The sequence below is a fragment of the Kushneria indalinina DSM 14324 genome (genome assembly GCF_003385845.1).
GTDB classification, from domain to species: domain Bacteria; phylum Pseudomonadota; class Gammaproteobacteria; order Pseudomonadales; family Halomonadaceae; genus Kushneria; species Kushneria indalinina.
Window position 1 is genome coordinate 902,643 of record NZ_QRDJ01000007.1, and the last position, 23,672, is coordinate 926,314.

Genomic DNA, 23,672 nt, shown 5'->3' on the forward strand with positions numbered 1-23,672 from the left:
TGCCCCGGGTGGGCTGTCAGTCCGCGGCGTGATCGCTCAACGACCGACGGTACTGGCGGATCAGGCGCTTGATCAAAAGCGAGATCAAAAACACCAGCCAGCCCACCGTCATCAAAAGGCAGGCCAGGGTCCACTGCTGGGCATCGGGGAGGGTGCCGACAATGCGCTCCAGCAGCCACCACAGCGGCGGGGCCAGCAGCATCGGCGGATAGAGAATGTGCATCCACATTTCGGTGCGACGCTTTCTGACCCGGTAGCGTGCCAGCGTCAGTTTCAACGGCTGCCAGAGCAGCGTGGTGAGAGCACAGATCAGTACCAGCAGGGTTGCCAGCAGAAAGGCGAGACTCTGATGATTCACCAGTGACCACTGGATGCTCCAGGCATAGCCTACCCATAGGGCGCCTTCGAGCAGGGCGGCCGAATCCGGCCAGCTACCGGCATAAAAGAGTCGTTTGTTCATGAAGGGCCTTTCTTGCACTTTGTCGCAGTGTAGCGCCGAGAAGGCAGCACGGAAACATGATGGTAAAACGGCGTTACACAAAAGGCCCTGCCTTCTTTTGAAGGCAGGGCCTTTTTCCTATGGGTCAGTACCGGTGGCGAGGATTACTTCGCGGCGTCACGCAGGGCGCTGACGGCCGGCAGGGTCTTGCCTTCCACGTATTCGAGGAAGGCGCCGCCGCCGGTGGAGATATAGGAGATCCGATCGGTGACGCCGAACTGATCGATCGCCGCCAGGGTGTCGCCGCCGCCGGCGATCGAGAAGCCGTTGCTGTCGGCGATGGCATTGGCCATGGCCCGGGTGCCGGCGCTGAACTGCTCGATCTCGAATACGCCGGCCGGGCCGTTCCAGAGGATGGTGCCGGCTTCACGCAGGGCGTCGGCGTAGGTCTGTGCCGTCTGCGGGCCGACATCGAGGATCATCTCGTCATCACGGACTTCATCGACGTTACGGGTCACTGCCTCGGCCTTGTCGGAGAACTCCGTGGCCACAACCACGTCGATGGGCAGGGGCACGTTGACCTTGTCCATCAGGGCTTTCGCCTGATCCACCAGGTCGGCCTCGTACAGCGACTTGCCCACGTTGTAGCCGGCGGCGGCGATGAAGGTATTGGCGATACCGCCGCCCACGATCAGCTGGTCGCACTTCTCGGACAGGGCATTGAGGACCTCAAGCTTGGTCGAGACCTTGGAGCCGCCGACGATGGCGACCATCGGGCGCTTCGGATTGGCCAGCGCCTTTTCGAGCGCGTCCAGCTCCGAGGAGAGCAGCGGCCCGGCGCAGGCATCCGGGGCAAAGCGGGCCACACCGTGGGTCGAGGCCTCGGCACGATGCGAGGTGCCGAAGGCGTCCATCACGTAGATATCGCAGAGACTGGCGTATTTCCTTGCCAGCGACTCGTCATCCTTTTTCTCGCCCTTGTTGAAGCGCACGTTCTCCAGTAGCACGACCTCGCCTTCCTTCACCTCGGGGTCCTGCTCCAGATAATCGCGCTCCAGGCGTACCGTCATGCCCAGCAGTTCACCCAGATGATTGGCTACCGGCGCCAGTGACTCTTCATCGTTGGGCTCCCCTTCGGTCGGACGTCCCAGATGGCTCATCAGCATGATGCGCGCATTCTGTTCAAGGGCCGTGCGGATGGTGGGCAGGCTGGCACGAATGCGGGCATCCGAGGTGACCTTTCCATCCTTGATCGGCACGTTGAAATCCTGACGAATCAGGACACGCTGGCCGGCGAGATTCAGCTCGGACATCTTGCGCACAGTCATGTCGCTACTCCCGTATTGGTGTTAAGTGGTAAGCATTGAGCGGTAACAATGACCCTGACATCACCTGCAGGGCCAACCTGGCAACTGTCTCCAGCATAGCAGGGACACGGAAAACGAAGACAGCCACGCCGGGCGTCATTATCGACGTTTTGCGCACTTCGGCAGGCATGAGACTTTCGTCCAGGGGGTGGCAGTGGCGCGCACCGCGGTCAAGTGGGGCGTGTCACCCACGCCTCACAATGTGAACCAGTCATGGCGGCGCTGAGCACGTGGTCGTCTGTGACAGACATGTCGTGCAGCTTTCTTCATGCGTGAATACTACTGACAAAACATGACATGAACTGCAACGTATAGTTGCTTATGCTGTTCAGGCCGCGGCATTGGCCTGCGGCGATGCAAAATCTTTCGTAGAAAAGAGGATGAAGATAATGACAGATATCGCCAGGCTGCTGGGAGAGGAAGCGGATAGCCTGTTGAACCATACCTGTGCCGGGTTCAGGAAAGAAGACCTGCACCTGCCGGGTCCCGATTTCATCGATCGGGTCATGATGGACAGCAGCCGCTCGCCGCATGTGTTGCGCAACATGCAGAGCATCTTTAACCACGGCCGACTCGGTGGCACGGGCTACGTCAGCATGCTGCCGGTCGACCAGGGCATCGAGCACTCGGCCGGTGCCTCCTTTGCCCTCAATCCCCAGTACTTTGATCCGAAAAACATCATTGAACTGGCCATTGAAGGTGGGTGTAACTGCGTCGCCTCCACGCTGGGCGTTTTGTCCTCGGTGGCGCGTCGCTACTCGCACCGCATCCCGATGATGGTCAAGCTCAACCACAACGAGACGCTGACCTATCCGGCCATCTACGACCAGACGCTGTTCGCCCAGGTCGAGCAGGCCCATGACATGGGCTGTGTCGCGGTCGGTGCCACCATCTACTTCGGTTCGCCCGAAAGCCGTCGCCAGATCCAGGAGATCAGCGAGGCGTTTGAGCGCGCGCACGAGCTGGGCATGGTCACCGTACTGTGGTCCTACCTGCGTAACCCCGAGTTCAAGAAAGATGGCACTGACTATCACGTCTCCTCTGACCTCACCAGTCAGGCCGTGCATCTGGCGGCGACCATCAATGCCGATATCGTCAAGCAGAAGCTGCCGGAGAACAACGGTGGCTATCGCGCGGTCGGCTTTGGTCATACCCATGACCGCGTCTATGACGAGCTCGTCAGCGACAACCCGATCGACTGGGCGCGCTATCAGGTCGTCAACAGCTTCATGGGTCGTGCCGGGCTGATCAACTCCGGCGGTGGCTCCAAGGGCCACTCCGACATGGGTGAGGCCGTACGTACCGCGGTCATCAACAAGCGTGCCGGCGGCATGGGCCTGATTTCCGGCCGCAAGGCCTTCCAGAAGCCGCGCGAAGAGGGTGTGGCCCTGTTGAACGCCATTCAGGATGTCTACCTCGACAAGGACGTCACCATCGCCTGATCGGCAGGTTATGAGCGTCACGCAAAAGGGCCCGGCAATGATTGCCGGGCCCTTTCTTTTGTCTTCGAACATCGATCCCTGAAACAGGATCGCCTCGAAGGGACCCGGACGACGCTGGTCGCCCGGGCACTGTCGGCGGGTTACGCCTTGAGCATCTGCTCGGCGCGCTCGACAACCTTCTCGACGGTGAAGCCGAAGTGCTTGAACAGATCGCCACCCTTGCCGGATTCGCCGTAGGTGGTCATGCCGAACACGTGGCCGTCCAGGCCGACGTACTTGTACCAGGTCGACGGGATGGCCGCTTCGATCGCCATGCGGTTGCGCACCGACGGCGGCAGGACGGAATCGCGATAGCCCTGATCCTGCTCATCGAACTTGGTGGTGCAGGGCATGGAGACCACGCGCACCTTCGTGCCCTTGCCTTCGATCTCTTTGGCGGCGTCCATCGCCAGACCCACTTCGGAGCCGGTGGCGATCAGGATCAGCTCGGGCTGGCCGTCGCAGTCATGCAGGATGTAGCCGCCGCGGCGGATGTTTTTCACCTGCTCGTGATCGCGCGACTGCGCCGGCAGGTCCTGACGCGAGAAGATCAGCGCCGTGGGGCCGGTTTCGCGCTCGAGACCTTCCACCCAGGAGGCGGCGGTTTCGGTCGCATCACAGGGGCGCCATGTGGCCAGACCCGGCAGATTGCGCAGATCGGCCAGCTGCTCGACCGGCTGGTGGGTCGGTCCGTCTTCGCCCAGACCGATGGAGTCGTGGGTAAAGACGTGGATGATGCGCGTGTGCGACAGGGCCGACATGCGAACGGCGTTGTGCATGTATTCCATGAACACCAGGAAGGTGGCGTCATAGGGAATGAAGCCGCCGTGGGTGGCGATGCCGTTGGCAATCGCGCCCATGCCGAACTCGCGCACACCATAGTGCAGGTAGCTGCCGTCGAAATTGTCCTTGCTGATCGCCTTCGCCCCTTTCCAGAGGGTCAGGTTGGACGGGGCCAGGTCGGCGCTGCCGCCAAAGAGCTCGGGCAGGTCCGGGGCCAGCTCGTTGAGCACGCCCAGCGAGGCCTTGCGTGAGGCGGTGGTCTCGGATTTTTCCTGTGCGCGCTGGATCAGGGCTTCACCGTCGAAGTTTTCCGGCAGCTCGCCGTTGTAACGACGCTGAAGCTCTTTAGCGAGTTCAGGATGGGCCTTTTCATACGCGGCCATCTTCTGCTTGTACTCGTCTTCGAGCTGCTGGCCCTTGTCGCGAGCATCCCATGCCTTGTAGAGGTCATCGGGAATCTCGAAGGCGCCGTGCTCCCAGCCGAGCTGCTTGCGTGCGGCTTCGACTTCCTCTTCGCCCAGGGCAGCGCCGTGGCTCTCTTCCTTGCCGGCCTTGTTGGGCGAGCCAAAGCCGATCACGGTCTTGCAGATGATCAGGGTCGGCTTGTCGGTGACGTCCTTCGCTTCGCGAATGGCAGCATCGATCTGTTCGGCATCGTGACCGTCCACGTCGCGAATGACGTTCCAGTGATAGCCTTCAAAGCGCTTGGCGGTGTCATCGGAGAACCAGCCGGAGACTTCACCGTCGATCGAGATGCCGTTGTCATCATAAAAGACGGTCAGATTGCCCAGGCCCAGGTGGCCGGCCAGCGAGCAGGCCTCGTGGCTGACGCCTTCCATCATGCAGCCGTCACCGGCGAAGACCCAGGTGCGGTGGTTGATGATTTCATGACCGTCGCGGTTGAACTGGGCCGCCAGCGTACGCTCGGCAACGGCCATGCCCACGGCGTTGGCCAGCCCCTGACCCAGCGGCCCGGTGGTGGTCTCGATGCCCGGCGTGTAGCCGTGCTCCGGGTGGCCCGGGGTCTTTGAGCCGATCTGGCGGAAGTTCTTGATCTCTTCCAGCGGCAGGTCGTAACCGGTCAGGTGCAGCAGCGAATAGTGCAGCATCGAGCCGTGGCCGTTGGAGAGGATGAAACGGTCGCGTTCAGCCCAGTCCGGGTTGGCCGGATTGTGTCTGAGGTGGTCGTTCCAGAGCACTTCTGCGATGTCAGCCATGCCCATCGGCATGCCCGGGTGGCCGGAATTGGCCTTCTGCACGGCATCCATCGAAAGCGCTCGGATGGCATTGGCGAGGTGACGACGCGAGGTCATATCTAGGTGAACTCCTGCCTGATAGTGGTAGTGAAAGGGGGCCGGCGGCATCATCAATCACGTCACTGCGTCACTGGTGCCGGGCCCGCATCGATTCCGTACATGTTTATTCGCCAAGAGTAGCTGCATGAAATGGTGATGTCGCCCCCCAGGTTTCAAGAAGGATGTGCCGAAACCGGTGTGCCAGGCCATGCGCTGCCATCAACGAGACGCTGCATGAAGCGTCATGACCTCATCGAGAATCTGCTCAAAGGCGCGGGCGTCGTGCACGAAACGCCCCAGAAACATGCCCTGAACGCTGCCTTCAAGACGTGACAACAGCCCCGGACCGGCGCTGCCGCCATAGATGACGCACCCGCCGCCGTGGCCGTCCAGATACGCCTGAAGCTTCATGCAGACGGCGCTGATGTGCTCGCTTGAGGCTGGCTGGCTGGCGCCAATCGCCCAGTGGGGCTCATAGGCCACGATCAGGTCGGCTTCCCGGGGGTGCGGGGTCTCGGCCAGCGCACTTTCCATCTGTCGGATGCACTCGCTGGCGGCTGCCTCCGGGTCACCTTCCTCACCCTCGCCGACACACAGCACCGGCGAGAGCCCGTGCGTCATGGCCAGCGCGGTCTTGGCGGCAACCAGCGTCTCATCTTCATGAAAGTGACGACGGCGTTCGGCATGACCGATCTCGACGCAGCGACAGCCCATCTCGGCGAGCATGGCGGCGCTGACCTCGCCGGTCCAGGCGCCGGGGGGCTGGTCGGACAGGTTCTGCGCCCCGATGCGGATATCGGTGCCGCGCACCATCTCCAGCACCGGCGCCAGGGTCGGAAACGAGGGCATGATGAAAAGCGCTGCATGCCCCTGCGTCACGGCAGGATGTCGACGGGCGATATCCGTTACCTGACGACACCAGTCCAGCGTCTGCTGATAGCCGAAATACATCTTGAGGCTGGTGCCGATAAGCAGGGGCGCAGTCATGTCTCTCTCCTGGGGCAGACCGTTGAGAATGAATTACAGCACATCCACGACGGCGCGGATGATCATGGACAGCGACACGGCGCCGGCATCCGGGGTGCCCTTGCTCTTTTCTGCCAGCGGGCGGGCGCGGCCGATCTTCGGCACGAGATCAGCGGTGTCTTGCGCAGCCTGTTCGGCGCGCTCGGCGCCGGCCTGCCAGGCGGTTTTCAGATCATCGCCGGCCTCGACCCGCTCGCTGAGCACCTCACTGAAGGGCACCAGCACATCGATCAGTGTCTTGTCACCGACCTTCGCCTTGCCAAAGTGCATGATGTTGTCGCGGGCATCCCGGACGCCCTGGGCAATGCGTGCAGCATCCGGCTTTTGCTCGTCGCCGATGGCCATCGCCAGCGAGTGCAGCGCCGCGCCCCAGATGGCCCCTGACGTGCCGCCGGCTCGATCGGCCCAGGCGTCACCCGCCATGCGCAGCAGCGAACCGGCGCCGGCGCCGCGCTCCTTCACTTCGCGACCCTTTTCCAGCGCTGCCTTGCCGCCGCGGGCCATGCCGATGCCGTGATCGCCGTCACCGGCCACGGCATCAATACGCCCGAACTCTTCTTCGTTGTCCTCGATGACCTTATAGGTGGCCTCAAGCGCGGCAAGCACCTTTTCGGCCGCTTCCTGCGACTCGCTGGTGGCCTCGGGGATGGCGTCCGGGTCGGGAATGTCGAGCTCGGCCGCGTCGAGCTGCTCGGCGCTGACCACGCTGCCCTTGCTGTAGGCGGGCGTATCGCAGGGGGCGGCCCAGAACTTCTCGAGCTCCTCGTCGAGCCAGAACAGTGTCAATGAGGCGCCGGCCATGTCGAGGCTGGTCACCAGTTCGCCCACCTCGGGTTCGACAATCTCGAGTCCGGCATCCTTTAACAGCTGATTGACGCGGCGATAGACGACGAACAGCTCTTCATACTTGACGGTGCCCAGACCGTTGAGCAGCACCGAAGCCCGCGCGCCCTTTGCACTTTTCACGCCTTCAGGCAGCTCTTCCAGCAGCCGCTTGACCAGCAGCTCTGCCAGTTCATCGGCACTCGGGATATCCTGTTCGCTGATACCGGGCTCACCGTGAATGCCAAGGCCGACGGCCATCTTGCCTTCCGGCACATGGAAGAGGGCGTCGTCGGCGCCGGGCAGGGTGCAGCCGTCAAAGGCCACGCCGAAGGAACGGGTCCGCAGGTTGGCGGCTTCTGCCGCGCGCACCACCTCTTCAAGCGAATAGCCGGCTTCGGCGGCGGCCGAGGCAATCTTGAACACGGTCAGGTCGCCGGCAATGCCGCGACGCTTTTGAATCTCTTCAAGGCTGGCGCTGGAGACGTCATCGATGACCTTGACCATCTCGCAGGGAATGCCCTCGCTGATCAGGCGATCGCGGGCCTGACCAAAATGAAGCACGTCGCCGGCATAGTTGCCGTAGCTCAGCAGCACGCCGGCACCGTTGTTGGCGGCGCGGGCGACCGAATAAATCTGCTGGGCAGAAGGCGAGGCAAACAGGTTGCCCATCGCGGCACCGTGGGCCAGCCCCTGGCCGACCAGGCCGCAAAAGGCGGGGTAGTGGCCGGAGCCGCCACCGATGACCACCGCGACGGTGTTCGGCTCGCTTTTCGTGCTACGGATAACGCCGCCGGGCACCTGGCGTACCCGATGGGAATGAGCGGCCACAAAGCCTTCGGTGGCTTCGTCGACAAAGGCAACGGGGTCGTTGAAAAGGCGTGTCATGACGGGCGTACTCCTGATGAGGCGACAATGATCCGGCACCGGGTACGACCTGTCGGCTCATGCAGGCCGTTCGGTGCCTCTCTCCCCTTCGGATGTGCGTTACACCCGAACAGGAAATTGTCAGAACGATAATATGATCCTGACATGTACATTTGTTAAGAATATTCAGGTTATATTAGCGCCGTGTCGCGTCTCTTCGCATGAGACTTTGGTTCTATGATCGCCTTTTGCAGAGCAGATCTCCGGTTATTTTTTGGTAGACAGATGATATTGTTGACTTTTAAATACAGTTTCTCTGTTCGGGCCGGGCGATCTACAATATTTTTCATATGAATACGCTTTGTTCATATGATCGGTGAGGCGTAATCTAGGCAGTGTCAACGTATAAGGGTGATCAATCACCGGGAGAGATCATGACAGCAGAAACCAAAAAGCTTCGGGTCGCACTGGGTTGCGATGAAGCCGCTTATGACATGAAGCAGGCCATGGTGGAGCACGTCCGCTCGCTGGGTCACGAGGTCGAAGACTTCGGTACCTACGATGCCGAGCCGGTGCTTTATCCCGATATCGCCTTTGCCGCGGCCCACGCCGTCAAGGACGGCAAGGTTGATCGTGCCATCCTGATCTGCGGTACCGGCATTGGCGTTGCCATCTCGGCCAACAAGGTGCCGGGCATCCGTGCCGCGCAGGCGCACGATACCTATTCCGCCGAGCGGGCGCGCAAGAGCAACGACGCCCAGATCCTGACCATGGGTGCACGCGTGATCGGTGTGGAACTGGCCAAGAAAATCGCCGAATCCTTTCTGGAAAGCGAATTCAGCGGCGGCGGTTCGCAGGCCAAGGTAGATCGTATCAACGAATACGAGCGTGGCCTGAGCAGCGACAGCGCCAACGGCTGAGACGCGCCCGGCCGACAATATCCTGACCCGGATGCACTTCCGGCGCTAACCGGCAGGCGAGGGGTTGAATGACGCAGCGGCGCATCTCATGATGCGCCGTTTTCATATTGACGCCCTGATTGGCCGCACCTGGCAGGGCAGGACCCCTTTTGGGAGCAGTATCTGATGAGTGAGCGTGCCGATCCCGATATCGCGCTGATGACCGAGATTGCCAGCCTGTACTACATGCACGGCGAGACCCAGGAGGCGATCGCCGGGCGAATGGGCATGTCGCGCATCAAGGTCGGGCGCATGCTCAAGCGCGCGCAGGCCGAAGGCATCGTCGATGTGCGGGTCCGCCACCACCCCTCGGTGGCCGCCGAGATCGAGCAGGCGCTGATTCGTCGCTTCGGCATCCGTCGGGCGCTGATCGCGCTGGACTGCGCCGATGCCGAACAGCAGCGCCACGAAGTCTCGAGTCTGGTGGCCGATCACCTGTCGAGAACGCTGGAAGACGGCACCATGGTGGCGGTCGGCATGGGGCGCAACGTCGGTACCGTGGCCGACAACGTCTTCACCCAGCGCACCCGGCAGTGCTCATTCATCTGCGCCATCGGCGGCTCGCTGCGCGCCGGGGAGTACATGAATCCTGATCATATCTGTCGACGGCTGGCGGCGAAGTTCGGCGGTGAGAGTGAAACGCTTTATGCCCCGGCCATGGTCGCCAGCGCCGAGCTGCGCGATGCCATGCTGGACAACCCGACCGTGCGTCAGACGCTGGATCGTGCCCGACGGGCCGATATCGCCATGATCGGCGTGGGCGATCTATCAGAAGACAGCAACATGGTGCGCATGGGCTGGTTCTCGCCCTCGGAGATTGCCGAGGCGCGCCTGTCCGGCACCGTCGGGGACATGATGGGCTATGACTTCATCGACCTGAACGGCAATGCCTCCACCACCCCCATGCAGGGCCGCGTGATCGGGCTGACCATCCCGGATCTGGCGCGCATTCCCGAGGTGATCGCGATCGCCAGCGAGAGCACCAAGGCCGCCGGTATCCTGGGGGCGCTGCGCACCGGCGTCATTGATGTGCTGGCGACCAGTGCCACCAATGCCCATACCCTTCTGCATCTGGATGAGGCGACCCGCATCAACGACGAGGGATAAGCCCTTGTCCGCGCCGTCACCGTTTCCCCTTTCTACTGCCGGGCCTGCCCCCGGCGCCCGCCGAGATCGTCTCTGCAATGACGCCCTGAGGGTGCGATAACCCCTGACACCCGACTACATCACCCGCGTCTTTGGTCTTAGGTTCCATTTCAAGGCCTAAAAACGTTCGCTTTTTCAAAGGTTTGCGGAGTGCGGCGAAAGTCTCACAGGGTTCTTTGTTGACTGTTAACAATGAATCCGAATACTGCAGTAACAGAGCCGGCCGGGGCGTTCGATGATTCAGGGAGCTGCGGCCCGATCCTTTCAATCGTCAGGAGAGAGACCATGAAAGATGTCGTACAGACGCAGAGCCCGGCAGTCCGGCAGGGCCGAAAGCATGGTTTGAGAGCGGCAATGCTACTGAGCACGGGGCTGGTGGCCGCGGCGATGGCCGGGATGGTACAGGCGCAGACGCTGGTGCTGGGGCATGGCGCGGCCCCCGGCAACCCTCGTTCGCTGGCCGCCGATCGCATGGCCGAGCTGGCCTCACAATACAGCGATGGTGATCTCGAGCTGCGCATTCAGGGGTCTGAACAGCTGGGATCGGATGTGCAGATGCTGCAGCAGACCCAGAGCGGCGCGATCGGTCTGACCGCCAACAGTCAGGGGTCGCTGGCCTCCATCGTTCCCAAGGCCAACGTGTTCGGCCTGCCGTTTCTGTTTGATTCCCCGCAGGCGGCCTGGGAAGTCGCGGACGGCCCGATCGGTGATGAAGTGGCCCAACAGGCCGAAGAGCGCGGCCTGAAGGTTCTGGCCTGGTGGGACAATGGACTGCGCCAGTTCACCAATAACGAGCGTCCGATCGAGTCTCCCTCGGATCTCGAGGGCCTCAAGATGCGTACCTCTCAGGACGCGGTGACCATTGATACCCTGCGAACCCTGGGCGCCAACCCGACCCCGATGGCTTTCGGCGAGCTCTACGTGGCGCTCAAGCAGGGCACGGTGGATGGTCAGGAAAACCCGGTGGTCAACATCATGTCCTCTCATCTTGAAGAAGTGCAGCAGTATCTGTCGCTGTCCGACTACCGCTACGAAACCACACCAATCGTGATCGGTATGCCGACCTGGCAGCGTCTCTCCGAAGAGAACCGGCAGGCACTGCAGCAGGCCGCCCGGGAGGCCGGTGACTTTCAGCGTCAGACGCTGATCGAGCAGACCGACAATCTGCTCGCCGAGCTGCGCGACAACGGTGCCATGGAGATCAATACCGTGGATACCGATGCCTTCCGTGAAGCCACGAAGCCGGTTTATGACACCTGGCAGGACAAGCTGGGCGATATCGTCGAGCGTACTCGCGAAGCAGCCGACGAGGCCAACCAGGCCCATCAGGCCACCACCGGCGGGGCGTCCGCGTCCTGATGATCGGCTCGGACCCGGGAACCCCCGGGTCCGAAACCGGATCCATGCCCTGCAGGGGCGGCGCCAGCGCCTGATGTGATGGAGAGGACAATGAGCCAGGAACATGACGCAATGAAAGCAGACAACCGCTCCCCGGCATCGTCGCTGTCGCGATGGCTGGATCGTGGCCGGGAGCTGTTTTATGCCATTGGCAGCACAGTGGTGGTGATCACCACGGCGGTGATCGGCATCACCTTGATGGCAGGTGTCATCGTGCGCTATTTCCTGGCTGGCTCGCTGGCCTGGGGCAACGAGCTGCCGGTAATTCTTTTTCCATGGCTGATCATGGGGGGCGTGGTCATGGCGGCGGCACGTCATCAGCATCTGGGGGTGGATTTTTTTGTCCGCAAGCTGTCACCTGGGGCGGCACGGGCGATGATGGTCGTGGTGCGCCTGATGGTGGTCGCATTGATGGTACTGCTGATCCAGCAGTCATCGGTGCTGCTGCAGTACATGCAGTATCAGACCACGCCAGTGCTGGGCTGGTCCGCTACCTGGGCCTTCTATAGCCTGCCATTGGGCGCCGGCGGCGTGCTGCTGCTGGCCATTATCGATCTGATCGGGCTTGCCAGTGGTAGCGAAGCCCCCATCAAGGAGCTCACCCCATGACGGTCATTGCCCTGCCACTGTTTCTGCTGTTGCTGGCCATGGCACTGCCGATTGGCTATGCCCTGCTGGGAGCGAGCAGTATCGGTATCGCCCTGAGCGGCAGCTATCCGCTGTCGATTGCTGCGCAGCGTTTTTTCGATGCCACGCAAAGCTCGCTGCTGCTGGCGATTCCCTTCTTTATCCTGGCCGGTGAGCTGTTGATCGCCGGCACCCTGGGTCAGCGCATCATTCATTTCGCCGGCATTCTGGTCGGGCGAGTACGTGGCGCGCTGGGACAGGTGAGCGTGGTGACCTCGATGCTTTTTGCCGGTGTGTCGGGCTCGGCCGTGGCAGACGCTTCGGCGCTCGGTTCGGTGCTGATCCCCTGGCAAAAGCGCGAAGGCTATCCGGCCCCCTTTGCCGCGGCCGTCAATTCGGCCAGCTCGGTGATCGGCGTGATCATCCCGCCGTCGATTCCATTGATCATCTATTCAAGCGTCTCTCAGGTCTCGGTGGGCGCACTCTTTCTGGCCGGCATCATCCCGGGGCTGATCTTCGGCGGTGCGAGCCTGGTGGCCGTCTACCTGATCGCCCGGCGTGGCAACTTTCCGCGCAGCGACCAGCCGTTTGCGATCGGGCCGGTCATCCGTGGTTTTTTCGCCTCGCTGCCGGCGCTGTTGATGCCGGTGATTATCCTGGGCGCATTGATCGGTGGTATCGCCACACCCACCGAGATCAGTGTGATTGCGGTGTTCTATGCGCTGGTGGTGCGCGTGTGCTATCGCGATCTGACGCCACGCGGGCTGCTCGGTTCGGTGCTGAGCGCCGGCCAGGCCACCGGTGCGGTACTGCTTCTGATCATGGCGTCGTCGGTACTGGGGTGGGTCATGACCGTGGATCAGCTGCCTTCCCGGCTGGTGGACTTCATCAATGAACTGGGCCTGGCCGATGTACTGGTGATCGTGTTCATGAATCTGCTGATGCTGTTGGTCGGTGCCGTGATCGACATGACACCGGCCATTCTGCTGCTGGCGCCGATCATGATCCCGCTGGCCGAGTCGATCGACATGAGCCTGATTCAGTTGGGCATCATGATGGTGCTCAACCTGGCGATCGGACTGTTTACGCCGCCGGTAGGGACCACGCTGTTCATCTCCTCCTCGATTGCGGGCGTGCGTATCGAGCAGACCGCCAGGGCACTGGTGCCGTTTTATATCTTTGCACTGCTGGTGCTGGTGCTGGTGAGCTACGTGCCGGCGCTGTTCCCGGCGGGTTGATACAGGGCGCGGCTTGCCGACAGTAAGCCGCGCCAAAATTTGTCCGTTTCCATTGTTAACAGTCAACAAAAGGGAGGCCGCATGTGGGGTCATCGTCTTCTGGAGGATCTGTCATGAACGCCACGTTACCCAGCGCTGAACAGATGCGCGATATCGGGATGGCCGTCAGTACTGCCGCATGGGATGGCTACGACTGGCCCGATGTCTTCGCCTCAATGGCGCGGCTCAATATTGCCGATGTTGAGCTGGCCTTCATCAAGGGCTACGTCAACGAATTTACCGATGCCGATCTCAACACCGAGCTGGCGGAGAAGCTGCGCGAACTGATGGCCCAACACGGACAGCGCTGCACGGTGCTTTCAGCGCATATCGACCTCGGCGAGCCAGGAGCGGCCGAAAGCATGGCGGTGCGCATCCGCTTCGCGGCTGCCCTGGGGGCGCGCTATCTGATCTCCAATGCCGCGAGTCTTGCCGGACGCGACAATTTCGAGCAGGGGCTCGATCACATGATGGCCGCCGCGCGCGAGGCGGGCATCAAACTGCTGTTCGAAAACCCCGGCGATGGCAGCGACAACCTGATCAATCAGGCCAGTGAACTACCAGGGCTGCTGGAGCGGCTCGATACCTCCGCTACGGGCATCAACTACGACCCGGGCAATCTGATATCGCATCGCCCCGCGCTGTCGCCGGTCGAGGATGCGCTCGAGGCGATACCCTTGAGTGATCACCTGCACCTCAAGGCGGTCAGCCGCCAGTCCGGTGGTTATCACTTCGATGCGCTGGGGACCGGTGACATCGACTATGCGCCCATCGTTGCGGCGCTGGCAGCGCGCGGGCTGCCCTTCAGCCTGGAACTGCCTTTCCGGCTGCGGCGTGATGAAAACGCCCAGCCCGACAAACGGCCCGAACCACTGCCGCTCGAGGAGATCGAGAACGGTGTGGCCGAGTCTCTGCACTGGATGGCACAGCACCATCCGGGCCTGTAATCACCTGTGGTAATCCACTTTTAACCTTCTCGGGGAGTAGATCATGAAAGGATTGTTGGAAGACAAGGTATGCATCATCACTGGCGGCGCTGGTCCACGCGGCATCGGCAAGGCCACGGCCAAACTCTTTCATGAGCATGGCGCGACGGTAGTGATTGCCGATCTGGATGAGACAAAGAGCCAGGAAGCAGCCAGGGAAATTGCCGATGAGCGCACCATGGGTGTCGTCTGCGACGTTACCGACAAGGCCTCCTGCGAGGCAGCCGCCAAAAAGGTGATGGAGCAATACGGGCGTATCGACGTGCTGATCAACAATGCCGGTATCACCCAGCCGCTCAAGACGCTGGAGATCACGCCGGAGAACTATGAGCAGGTCACCGATGTCAGCCTGCGCGGCATGCTCTACATGTCGCAGGCGGTGCTGCCGTACATGGTCGAGCAGAAGGGCGGCTCGATTGCCAATACCTCGTCAGTATCGGCCCAGCGCGGCGGCGGTATCTTCGGCGGCCCACACTACAGCGCGGCCAAGGCCGGTATGCTGGGGCTTTCCAAGGCGATGGCGCGTGAATTTGGCGTACACAACATCCGTGTCAATTCGGTCACACCCGGCCTGATCCAGACCGATATCACCGGTGGCAAGCTGACCGATGAGATGAAAACGCAGATTCTGACCGGCATTCCGCTCAATCGCCTGGGCGATGCCGCGGATGTGGCGCGAGGCTTCCTGTTTTTGGCCTCCGAACTCTCTTCCTATACCACTGGTGCAGCGCTGGATATCAACGGCGGCATGCACATGTACTGAGACCCGCGCAGGCGATATATACCGGCGCCCCGATGCAGGGCACCGATTCCGGAGCGCCGGCAATCAGCCGGCGCTCTGCGTTTCCATGGCCTGCATCAGTCGCTGTGCAGCCTCATCCATGTGCTCGACGAGCACCCTTTCAATGTGCGCCGGATCGCGCTGCGAGAGCACCTCGAGCAGGTGGTCGTGACGGGATGATGACATGTTGTTCAGCGCTCGTTCGATACCGGCATGCATGATGGTGACGCGCACCGGCCCCTCCAGCGCCAGCCAGCTCGACAGCAGTACCGAATTGCCGCTCAGCTCGCACAGGGTGCGGTGAAAGGAGAGATCTGCCTCGATCTGCTCGCCAAGATTGCCCTCGACCGCGTGCAGCCGCGCAAGGCATTCACGCAGGGTTTCCAGCCGGTCCGGGAAGTCGGCGTGCTGACACAGGCTTCGCGCCGCCAGCACTTCAAGCGCGGCGCGCACCTGATAAAGGTGACCGATTTCGCCTTCGTTGATTTCCCGCACCCGCAGCTGACCTCTGGGACCTGCTACCAGCAGGCCTTCCTGTTCCAGGCGGCGCATGGCCTCACGCAGGGTGCCGCGACTGACCCCGAATGCCTCCGAAAGCTCGGTTTCCACCAGATGATGGCCGGCCGGCAGCTGTCCCGAAGTGATGGCCGACCGCAACCCATTCAGACACTGGTCACGAAGGGTGGTGCGCTGAAGGCTTTTAATGCTCATGGAAAGCTCCTGTTGAGGCGGTAACGCAGAGATCAGAATAGTCCTTTAGGGCATTGTAAACTGTTAACAAATGCATGCAGGAGCCGTACCAATGATCCTTATGTGCAGAAATGTTCGCATTCTCAGCGCCCTTCACAGCCAATAACTTTAGTCTCACGGGCTGTTGGATAATCAATTTATTGCTTTTTATTTCAGTCTGTTAAAGACATTAAGCACAAAGTCTTAGCGCTGGATGCGGCCCAGGGGATTGCAGGCCAGGGGCGCTGTGGCGTTAATACATTTGAACGACGGCGGGGTAAATGATTCGGATCAGGCAGCATGAATGCCATGTCCGGGGCGTCTTGAACCCTTTGAAGATACCTGCCCCTGCAGCGGAGACCGGTTTGATATGACAGCAGATTCCAGTACCCATGCCCGCCCACGCTCGCGCAAAAAATATGGTCGTGTCATTACGGCAGCGGTGGTCGTTGTGGTGGCGGCGGCGATCGCCTGGGACACGCATGTGGTCGAGCATGGCGCGCAGTCTGATGCCCAGAGCGGGCAGTTTTCGGCCGAGCGCTACGGACAGGAGCAGTTCCCGCAAATCCGCGAAAGCGTTGAGTCGCGCGCCGTCGAAGCGCCGGAGCTGGCGCAGGCGCTCAGTGATGATGCCAGCGCCGCCGGCGAGCAGTATGGCGTGTCCGGCAACATCGGGCCGCTATTGCCGGTGCACTTCACCGGGACGGTTGGCGAGGGCAGGTCCGGTATTTACACGGTCAGTATCCCCGATATGCCGGAAGGCACCACCGTACGGGTCCAGACGGGCCCGGCGATCAACGGCACGGTGCTGCGGGATGCGACCGGCGAGATCAGCTTTGGTCAGTTTACCAATCAGATTGAATACCAGAATGCGGGGGCGGCCATCAATGAGGCCATGAAGGCCGAGGTGCTCGAGGGGGTGGATACTGCGGCGTTGAGCGGCAAGACCGTTGAGGTCACCGGCGTGTTTCAGATGATCAACCCCAGCAACTGGCTGGTGACACCAGTGGCCCTCAATGTGCAGTAGGCCGGATGATGACTGGAGTGATTCATGAGCAGTGAAGAGAGTGTCATGGACCGGCCGACGGCCCCGGAAGACGCAACGGGTGGGGTTGTGCTGTCGGCGCGCAACGTGTCCAGGTCCTTTGGCAGCGTGCACGCGCTCAAAAGCGTCAACTTCGATATTCGTCGCGGGCAGGTCACCACGCTGTTTGGTGAAAACGGTGCGGGCAAGTCGACGCTGATGAAGATTCTCTCTGGTGTGATCCAGCCAAGTTCAGGTGAGATCGTGCTGGACGGCGAGTCGGTCAGCTTTGCCTCCACCGTCGATGCCCAGCGCCACGGCATCTCGATCATCCATCAGGAGCTGAGCCTCGCGCCCAACATGACCGTGCGCGACAACATTTTCATGGGACGTGAGCTGGGCGGGCCGGGCGGGGTGAATTACGCCGAAGAGGCCCGCGAGACCGAGCGGCTGATGGTTGAGCTCGACGAGCCCATCGACCCGCTGACGCTGGTGGAGGACCTGCGTCTGGGGCAGCAGCAGATTGTCGAGATTGCCCGGGCGCTGTCGGTGAACTCACGCATTCTGATCATGGATGAGCCGACCTCGGCGCTGTCGGCCTCCGAGGTGGAGGTGCTGTTTCGGGTCATCGCGGACCTGAAAAGCCGTGGGGTATCGATTGTCTATATCTCGCACCATCTGGAGGAGGCGCTGACCATTACCGACCACGCCGTGGTGCTGCGTGACGGGGCGATGACCGCCTACGCCGAGCGGTGCGAGATCGATCTGGAGTGGATCGTGCGCCACATGGTGGGCGAGAACTTCGATCTGGGCTCGCCGCCGACCGGCCATACGATGGGGGAGGTGGCGCTGTCGTTTGAAGACATCAGCGTGGCGGATGTGGCCGTTCCCGAGCGCTCGGTGGTGGATCGACTGTCGCTGTCGGTGCGTGCCGGTGAAATCGTGTGCATCTACGGGCTGATGGGCGCCGGGCGCACGGAGCTTCTGGAGTGCGCCGCCGGGCGCGTGTCGCCAAACGGTGGCCGGATCATGCTCGAAGGGGAAAATATCTCCCGGCTGAGCATCGCCGAGCGCATCGAACGCGGGCTGGTACTGGTGCCCGAAGACCGCCAGCGTGACGGTCTGGTACAGACGATGGCGGTTGGCGAGAACCTGTCGCTGGCCAGCATCGGTGCCTTTACCCGCGGGCTTTTGACCTCGCGCCGCCGCGAGCAGACCGTCATCGATGACTCGATTCGCAACGTGCATATCAAGACCGACGGCGGCGCGGCCGGCATCGGCTCGCTGTCCGGCGGCAATCAGCAAAAGGTGGTCATCGGCAAGATGCTGGCGACCCAACCCCGGGTGGTGCTGCTCGACGAGCCCAGCCGCGGCATCGATATCGGCGCCAAGGCCGAGGTGTTTCGGCTGCTGGCCGAGGGGGCCTCGAAGGGGCTGGCGGTGATCTATTCGACCTCGGAAGTGGGGGAGTGTTTGAGCGTGGCGCATCGCATCGTGGTGATGAGTCGCGGTCGCATCAGCGCAGAGTTCGGGGCCGATGTGACCCGGGAAGAGATCATGGCGGCCTCCGGTGAATCCGCCGAAGGCTGAAATACGTGTACAGCAGGGGCCATTACCATGTCCGATGTTCAGCGCAGTGCTGCACCCGCAGCCTCCGATCAATCGTCTTCCCGTTCGGCGTCGCGTCGCGCCGGCGGATTCGATCTGGGGCGCATTCTGCTTGAGGGGCGTGCCTTTTTTGCCCTGATTGCCATTGTCATCATCTTTTCGATGCTCTCGCCGGTCTATTTCTCGACCAGCAACTTTCTGACCATGTCGTCGCACGTGGCCATCTTCGGGCTGCTGTCGGTCGGCATGCTGCTGGTAATCCTGACCGGTGGTATCGATCTGTCGGTCGGCTCGACCATGGGGCTGGCGGGCGTCATCGCCGGGTTCATGATGCAGGGGGTGTCGCTGGATATATTCGGGATGACGCTCTATCCGCCGGTCTGGGCGGTGGTGGTGCTGACCTGTGTGGCCGGGGCTTTCGTGGGCATGATCAACGGTGTACTGGTATCGATTTTCAAGGTGCCGGCCTTTGTCGCGACCCTGGGCACGCTCTATGTGGCGCGCGGCGTGGCGCTTTTGATGACCGATGGACTGACCTACAACAACCTGGGCGGTAACCCCGAATTCGGCAACACCGGCTTTGACTGGCTGGGCTTCAACCGGCTGTTCGGCGTGCCGGTAGGTGTGCTGATTTTCGCCGCAGTGGCCATTGCCTGCATGTTTGCGCTCAATCGCACACCCTTCGGGCGCTGGGTCTACGCCTCCGGCGGCAACGCGCGCGCCGCGGAGCTTTCCGGGGTGCCGGTCAAGCGGGTGCAGGTCTGGGTTTATGTACTCTCCGGCGTATGCGCCGCTATTGCAGGTCTGGTGCTCTCTTCACAGCTGACTTCGGCCGGCCCGACCGCCGGCACCACCTATGAGCTGACCGCGATCGCCGGGGTGGTGATCGGCGGCGCGGCACTGACCGGTGGGCGTGGCAACGTGCGTGGCACGCTGCTGGGGGCGTTCGTGATCGGCTTTCTCTCCGATGGTCTGGTCATCATCGGGGTGTCCTCCTACTGGCAGACCGTGTTCATGGGCGCAGTGATCGTGCTGGCAGTGCTTTTGAACAGCATTCAGTACAAGCCTCGCAAGAAGCGCTCCGCAAGCGCCAAGGATCAGAAGACGCCGCCGGCACCCTCCGGGGCGTCGTGAGCCGAATCATGGGGTATCAGAACGCCGGTTTGCCGGCACTTCAATCGTCAAGACAAGGAGCAGCATCATGTTGAAAAAGGGAAAGCGTCTTTTGATCGCAGGCCTGGCCGTCGGGGCCATGGTGCTGGGGGGGAATGCACTGGCGCAGGATCAGCAGAAGGGATTGATCTCGGTCATCGTCAATGACCCCTCCAATCCGTACTGGCTTACCGAGGGTCAGATTGCTCGCGAGACGGCCGAGGAGATGGGCTACAGCGCCAACGTCAGCGCCCACAAGGGGGATACCAATGCCGAAAGCCGTCAGATCGATACTGCGATCACCAACCAGGCCAAGGCCATCATTCTTGATCCGGCCAACGCCGATGGCTCTATCGGCGCGGTGAAAAAGGCGGTCAATGCCGGCATCCCGGTCTTTATCGTCAATGCCGAGATCAACCAGCAGGGGCTGGCGAAGGCCCAGCTGGTCTCCAATAACGCCCAGGGCGCGGCGCTGGGCGCGCAGCAGTGGATCGAGGCGGTGGGTGACAGCGCACGCTATGTCGAGCTCAAGGGCGCACCGTCCGACAACAACGCGGCGACCCGCTCCAACGGCTATCAGACCGTGTTGAGCCAGTATCCGGATCTCGAGCTGGTGGCGTCTGATGTGGCCAACTGGGACCGCACCCAGGGCTACAACAAGACGCAAAGCATGCTGCAGGCCAACCCGGACGTTCAGGGTTTGATCAGCGGCAACGATGAGATGGCGCTGGGCGCGATTGCCGCCCTGCGCGAATCCGGCAAGCTCAGTGAGGTGGTCGTCGGTGGCTTTGACGGTTCTCCCGATGCGGTCGAGGCAGTGAAGGCCGGTGACATGGCCTATACCGTGCTGCAGCCGGTGGCGATCTTTTCAAAGCGCGCCGTGGAACTGGCCGACCAGTTCATTCGTACCGGTGAAACCGGCATGGACAGCGAAAAGCAGCTCTTTGACTGCCTGCTGATCACGCCGGACAACGTTGATCAGGTGACCTCACCCTTCGTGCTGGAACAGTAAGCGTTGGTATTGCAAGGAAGTGTCGAAGCCGCCTTTTATGGCGGCTTTTTTCGTTAAGGGCTGGACCGTATGTGATGCGTATTGTCACTGATCCAACCGATTGGTCGCTGTTCAAATGTTCACAAATCGACCATTAAGAGCGCATTTGATATTGAGAGGATCAGGTAAGGTGTTTGTTACAGGTCTCTTCTAAAAATATAATTAAATCAAAAAGTTAAAAAATCATTGCGCTAAAGTATAAGCCTTTTGGGGCGGCATTTGATTGACCGGCCACAGGTAGTAGCGTTATTTCATTTGTCCACGGCAGGAACAAATGATTTTGCAGAACGCCACGAGGTGATCATGTCTGACACGCTGACGCAGGACAACGTTTCCCAGCACGAGATTCCCAAAACCATGCACGCCGTGGTCGCCTATGGCCCAGGTGACTATCGCTACGAAGAGGTGCCGGTTCCGACGCTGGACAATGACCGCGAAATTCTGGTGAAGGTCGAGGGCTGCGGGATCTGTGCCGGCGATATCAAGTCCTTCGACGGCGCGCCGAGTTTCTGGGGTGACGAGTATCAGCCGGCCTACATCAAGGCGCCCATGATTCCGGGGCACGAGTTTATCGGCCGCGTGGTCAAGGTCGGTGATGCGGTGACCGACTACAAGCCCGGCGACCGCGTGATCTCCGAGCAGATCGTGCCCTGCTGGGACTGCCGCTTCTGCGGTCGCGGCCAGTACTGGATGTGTGAAAAGCACGATCTCTATGGCTTCCAGAACAACGTGAACGGCGGCATGGCCGAGTACATGAAGTTCACCAAAGAAGCGATCAACTACCACGTCCCCGAAGAGCTGCCGCTTGAAAAGGCCATCCTGATCGAGCCGTACGCCTGCTCGCTGCATGCCGTACAGCGCGCGAAAATCGAGCTTGGCGATGTGGTGGTGCTTTCCGGCGCCGGGACACTGGGCCTTGGCATGGTCGGGGCCGCCAAGAAGGCCGGTGCCGAAAAGCTGGTCGTGCTGGATTTGTTTGATGAGCGTCTGGAGCTGGCAAAGCAGTTTGGCGCCGATGTGGTGCTCAACCCCAAAAACGACGATGTGGTGTCGATCATCAAGGAGATGACCGGCGGTTACGGCTGTGATGTGTATATCGAAGCCACCGGACACCCGAAGTCGGTCGAGCAGGGGCTGTCGATGATTCGAAAGCTCGGGCGCTTCGTCGAGTTCAGCGTGTTCAAGGACCCGGTCAGCGTCGACTGGAGCATCATCTCCGATCGCAAGGAGCTCGATGTGCTCGGTTCACACCTGGGGCCGTACTGCTATCCGCTGGTGATCGAAGGCATCAAGAATGGTGACTTCCCCACCGAGGGTGTGGTGACCCACCAGCTGCCGCTGGAGAAGTTCAACGAAGGCTTTGAGCTCATGACCAGCGGGGCGAAGTCGCTCAAGATCGTACTGGTACCCTGAGCCCATCACGTAGACAGCGCGGCGAAGACGCCGCGCTGTTTTTTTTGTGCGCTCATTTCTGAATGGCAGACCTACAGCTCACGGAAATTGTCATGACTACCAAAGCTGTCGCGGGTGAGGCGGGGGAGAACCGTCTCGACCGTATCGGGATACCTCACAGCCTGCGCTGGGGGTTTCTGGGTGTATTGATCTTTATGACCGGCAACGGTGTCGAGTCCAATTTTATCGCCCCTCACATGAGCAACGCGCTCGGGGAGGCGGGGGCACCGCTGGTGCCGACCATCATCGCCATGTACAGCCTGGCGGTGCTGATTGCCTCCTATCTGTCCGGAGCGCTGGCGGATCTGTTCGGGCCGCGACGCGTCATGCTGCTGGGCTTTGGCGTCTGGGTCGTATTCGAGATCCTCTTTTTGCTGTCGCTGCGCCTCGACTCGGTGGTGCTGGTCTTTTTAAGTTACTTCTTTCGCGGTTTCGGCTTTCCACTGTTTGCCTTTGCCTTTCTGGTATGGATCAACGCCGTGGCGCCGCGCAGTCGCAACGGTGCCGCGGTGGGCTGGTTCTATGTGATGTTTACCGGCGGGCTGCCGACGCTGGGCTCGCTGTTTGCGGTCATCGCCATTCCCGCCTTTGGCGGCGGTCATCTGGGCGAGACAGCTACCATGTGGGCGTCGATGGGGCTGGTGACGGTAGGCTTTATACTGGCCTGGTTCGGTGTGCGCGAACCGACCGGACGCTTGCGGCTGGCGCCCGAGGGAGAGTCCGCTGCTGACGTGATGACCAGCGGTCTGCGTCTGACCTTTCGTGAGCCACGGGTGGCGATGGGCTTTCTGGTGCGGTTGATCAATACCGCGCCGGAGTTCGGCATGTTCGTGATCCTGCCGGCCATCATTGCCGATGAGCTGGGCTGGGGGCAGTCCCGCTGGCTTCTGATGACGTCGGTGGTCTACGGCGGCAACATTTTGTTCAACGCCGCCTTTGGTGCGCTGGGGGATAAATGGGGCTGGACACGTACGGTGCGCTGGTTTGGCGTAGTGGGCTCGGCCGTGGGGCTTCTGCTGTGGTGGTATGTGCCCCACATGGTGCCGGCAGGCTCCGACTGGGGCTATTTCGCCTCACTGGCTGCCGGTACCGTGTTCGGCATTATGCTGGCCGGCTTCGTGCCGATGGGCGCGATCATGCCGGCGCTGGTGCCCGCCCACAAGGGCGCTGCGATGGCGATGTACACCACGGCCGCCGGCGGTGCGATTTTCCTCGGCACCGGCGTGGTGGCGGTCATGCAGCCGCTGGTCGGCAACACCGGGGTAGTGTGGACATTTGTGGCGCTCTACGCCTGTGCCTTCGTGATGCTGCACTGGCTGAAGGTGGATCAAAGTGATCATGCTGAGCCGCGGGAGGCCCGTAAAACTCACTGACAGGCACCCATGGCAGGCGCCCCGGGCGC

The 23,672-nt window shown here is 61.4% G+C and carries 20 protein-coding genes; 14 read left to right on the forward strand and 6 right to left on the reverse strand.

Features of this window, described 5'->3' with window-relative positions; all coding sequences use genetic code 11:
• Nucleotides 1-16: 16 nt before the first annotated feature.
• Both C8D72_RS10775 and C8D72_RS10780 read right to left on the reverse strand, forming a co-directional pair.
• Nucleotides 17-460 (reverse strand): hypothetical protein, encoded by a 444-nt coding sequence (locus C8D72_RS10775; RefSeq protein ID WP_115854397.1) that lies wholly within the window; start codon nt 458-460, stop codon nt 17-19.
• A gap of 143 nt (nt 461-603) precedes the next feature.
• Entirely contained in the window at nt 604-1,767 is a 1,164-nt protein-coding gene (locus C8D72_RS10780) for a phosphoglycerate kinase (protein WP_115854398.1), read from the reverse strand.
• A gap of 428 nt (nt 1,768-2,195) precedes the next feature.
• Here C8D72_RS10780 and C8D72_RS10785 point away from each other — a divergent pair, with 428 nt between their 5' ends.
• Nucleotides 2,196-3,248: a class I fructose-bisphosphate aldolase gene (locus tag C8D72_RS10785; protein WP_115854399.1), complete on the forward strand. Its 1,053-nt coding sequence runs from the start codon at nt 2,196-2,198 to the stop codon at nt 3,246-3,248.
• Between the two features lie 140 nt (nt 3,249-3,388).
• Here C8D72_RS10785 and tkt read toward each other — a convergent pair whose 3' ends face one another.
• The 3 genes from tkt to C8D72_RS10800 form a co-directional block, all read right to left on the reverse strand.
• Nucleotides 3,389-5,383 carry a transketolase gene (gene tkt, locus C8D72_RS10790; RefSeq protein WP_115854400.1) on the reverse strand — a complete coding sequence of 665 codons (1,995 nt, stop codon included), beginning with the start codon at nt 5,381-5,383 and terminating at the stop codon, nt 3,389-3,391.
• 201 nt (nt 5,384-5,584) lie between these two features.
• On the reverse strand, nt 5,585-6,352 hold the full coding sequence (locus tag C8D72_RS10795) for a triose-phosphate isomerase family protein (protein WP_115854401.1): 768 nt from the start codon (nt 6,350-6,352) through the stop codon (nt 5,585-5,587).
• Nucleotides 6,353-6,385: 33 nt separating this feature from the next.
• The gene (locus C8D72_RS10800) at nt 6,386-8,101 is read right to left on the reverse strand and encodes a dihydroxyacetone kinase family protein (protein ID WP_115854402.1); all 1,716 of its coding nucleotides are present in this window, start codon (nt 8,099-8,101) and stop codon (nt 6,386-6,388) included.
• Between the two features lie 413 nt (nt 8,102-8,514).
• On the opposite strand from C8D72_RS10800, the gene rpiB reads away from it, so the two are divergent.
• From rpiB to C8D72_RS10835, 7 genes are all read left to right on the forward strand, one after another.
• A complete protein-coding gene (rpiB, locus tag C8D72_RS10805; RefSeq protein ID WP_115854403.1) occupies nt 8,515-9,000 on the forward strand; it encodes a ribose 5-phosphate isomerase B in 486 nt (161 codons plus the stop codon).
• Between the two features lie 165 nt (nt 9,001-9,165).
• A complete protein-coding gene (locus C8D72_RS10810; protein WP_115854404.1) occupies nt 9,166-10,146 on the forward strand; it encodes a sugar-binding transcriptional regulator in 981 nt (326 codons plus the stop codon).
• Nucleotides 10,147-10,470: 324 nt separating this feature from the next.
• The gene (locus C8D72_RS10815) at nt 10,471-11,544 is read left to right on the forward strand and encodes a TRAP transporter substrate-binding protein (RefSeq protein ID WP_170140571.1); all 1,074 of its coding nucleotides are present in this window, start codon (nt 10,471-10,473) and stop codon (nt 11,542-11,544) included.
• Nucleotides 11,545-11,655: 111 nt separating this feature from the next.
• Nucleotides 11,656-12,192, forward strand: coding sequence for a TRAP transporter small permease (locus C8D72_RS10820; protein WP_170140572.1), 537 nt, complete (start codon nt 11,656-11,658; stop codon nt 12,190-12,192).
• A complete protein-coding gene (locus C8D72_RS10825) occupies nt 12,189-13,448 on the forward strand; it encodes a TRAP transporter large permease (protein ID WP_115854407.1) in 1,260 nt (419 codons plus the stop codon). The genes C8D72_RS10820 and C8D72_RS10825 overlap by 4 nt, the downstream gene beginning before the upstream one ends.
• Before the next feature lie 113 nt (nt 13,449-13,561).
• Entirely contained in the window at nt 13,562-14,434 is an 873-nt protein-coding gene (locus C8D72_RS10830) for a sugar phosphate isomerase/epimerase family protein (protein ID WP_115854408.1), read from the forward strand.
• 43 nt (nt 14,435-14,477) lie between these two features.
• Nucleotides 14,478-15,236, forward strand: a complete 759-nt coding sequence (locus C8D72_RS10835; protein WP_115854409.1) for an SDR family NAD(P)-dependent oxidoreductase — start codon at nt 14,478-14,480, stop codon at nt 15,234-15,236.
• 63 nt (nt 15,237-15,299) lie between these two features.
• Here C8D72_RS10835 and C8D72_RS10840 read toward each other — a convergent pair whose 3' ends face one another.
• A complete protein-coding gene (locus C8D72_RS10840) occupies nt 15,300-15,965 on the reverse strand; it encodes a GntR family transcriptional regulator (protein WP_115854410.1) in 666 nt (221 codons plus the stop codon).
• A 388-nt stretch (nt 15,966-16,353) separates the two neighbouring features.
• Between C8D72_RS10840 and C8D72_RS10845 the strand changes: the two genes are divergently transcribed.
• The 6 genes from C8D72_RS10845 to C8D72_RS10870 all read left to right on the forward strand — a co-directional run bounded on the left by C8D72_RS10845 (nt 16,354) and on the right by C8D72_RS10870 (nt 23,643).
• Nucleotides 16,354-17,010 carry a DUF2291 family protein gene (locus C8D72_RS10845; RefSeq protein ID WP_115854504.1) on the forward strand — a complete coding sequence of 219 codons (657 nt, stop codon included), beginning with the start codon at nt 16,354-16,356 and terminating at the stop codon, nt 17,008-17,010.
• Between the two features lie 24 nt (nt 17,011-17,034).
• Nucleotides 17,035-18,597: a sugar ABC transporter ATP-binding protein gene (locus C8D72_RS10850; protein ID WP_245955227.1), complete on the forward strand. Its 1,563-nt coding sequence runs from the start codon at nt 17,035-17,037 to the stop codon at nt 18,595-18,597.
• A 27-nt stretch (nt 18,598-18,624) separates the two neighbouring features.
• The gene (locus C8D72_RS10855; protein ID WP_115854411.1) at nt 18,625-19,749 is read left to right on the forward strand and encodes an ABC transporter permease; all 1,125 of its coding nucleotides are present in this window, start codon (nt 18,625-18,627) and stop codon (nt 19,747-19,749) included.
• Nucleotides 19,750-19,816: 67 nt separating this feature from the next.
• Nucleotides 19,817-20,779, forward strand: coding sequence for a D-ribose ABC transporter substrate-binding protein (locus C8D72_RS10860; RefSeq protein ID WP_115854412.1), 963 nt, complete (start codon nt 19,817-19,819; stop codon nt 20,777-20,779).
• A 342-nt stretch (nt 20,780-21,121) separates the two neighbouring features.
• The gene (locus C8D72_RS10865) at nt 21,122-22,231 is read left to right on the forward strand and encodes an MDR/zinc-dependent alcohol dehydrogenase-like family protein (protein ID WP_115854413.1); all 1,110 of its coding nucleotides are present in this window, start codon (nt 21,122-21,124) and stop codon (nt 22,229-22,231) included.
• A gap of 92 nt (nt 22,232-22,323) precedes the next feature.
• Entirely contained in the window at nt 22,324-23,643 is a 1,320-nt protein-coding gene (locus C8D72_RS10870) for an MFS transporter (protein ID WP_115854414.1), read from the forward strand.
• The last annotated feature ends 29 nt before the right edge of the window (nt 23,644-23,672 follow it).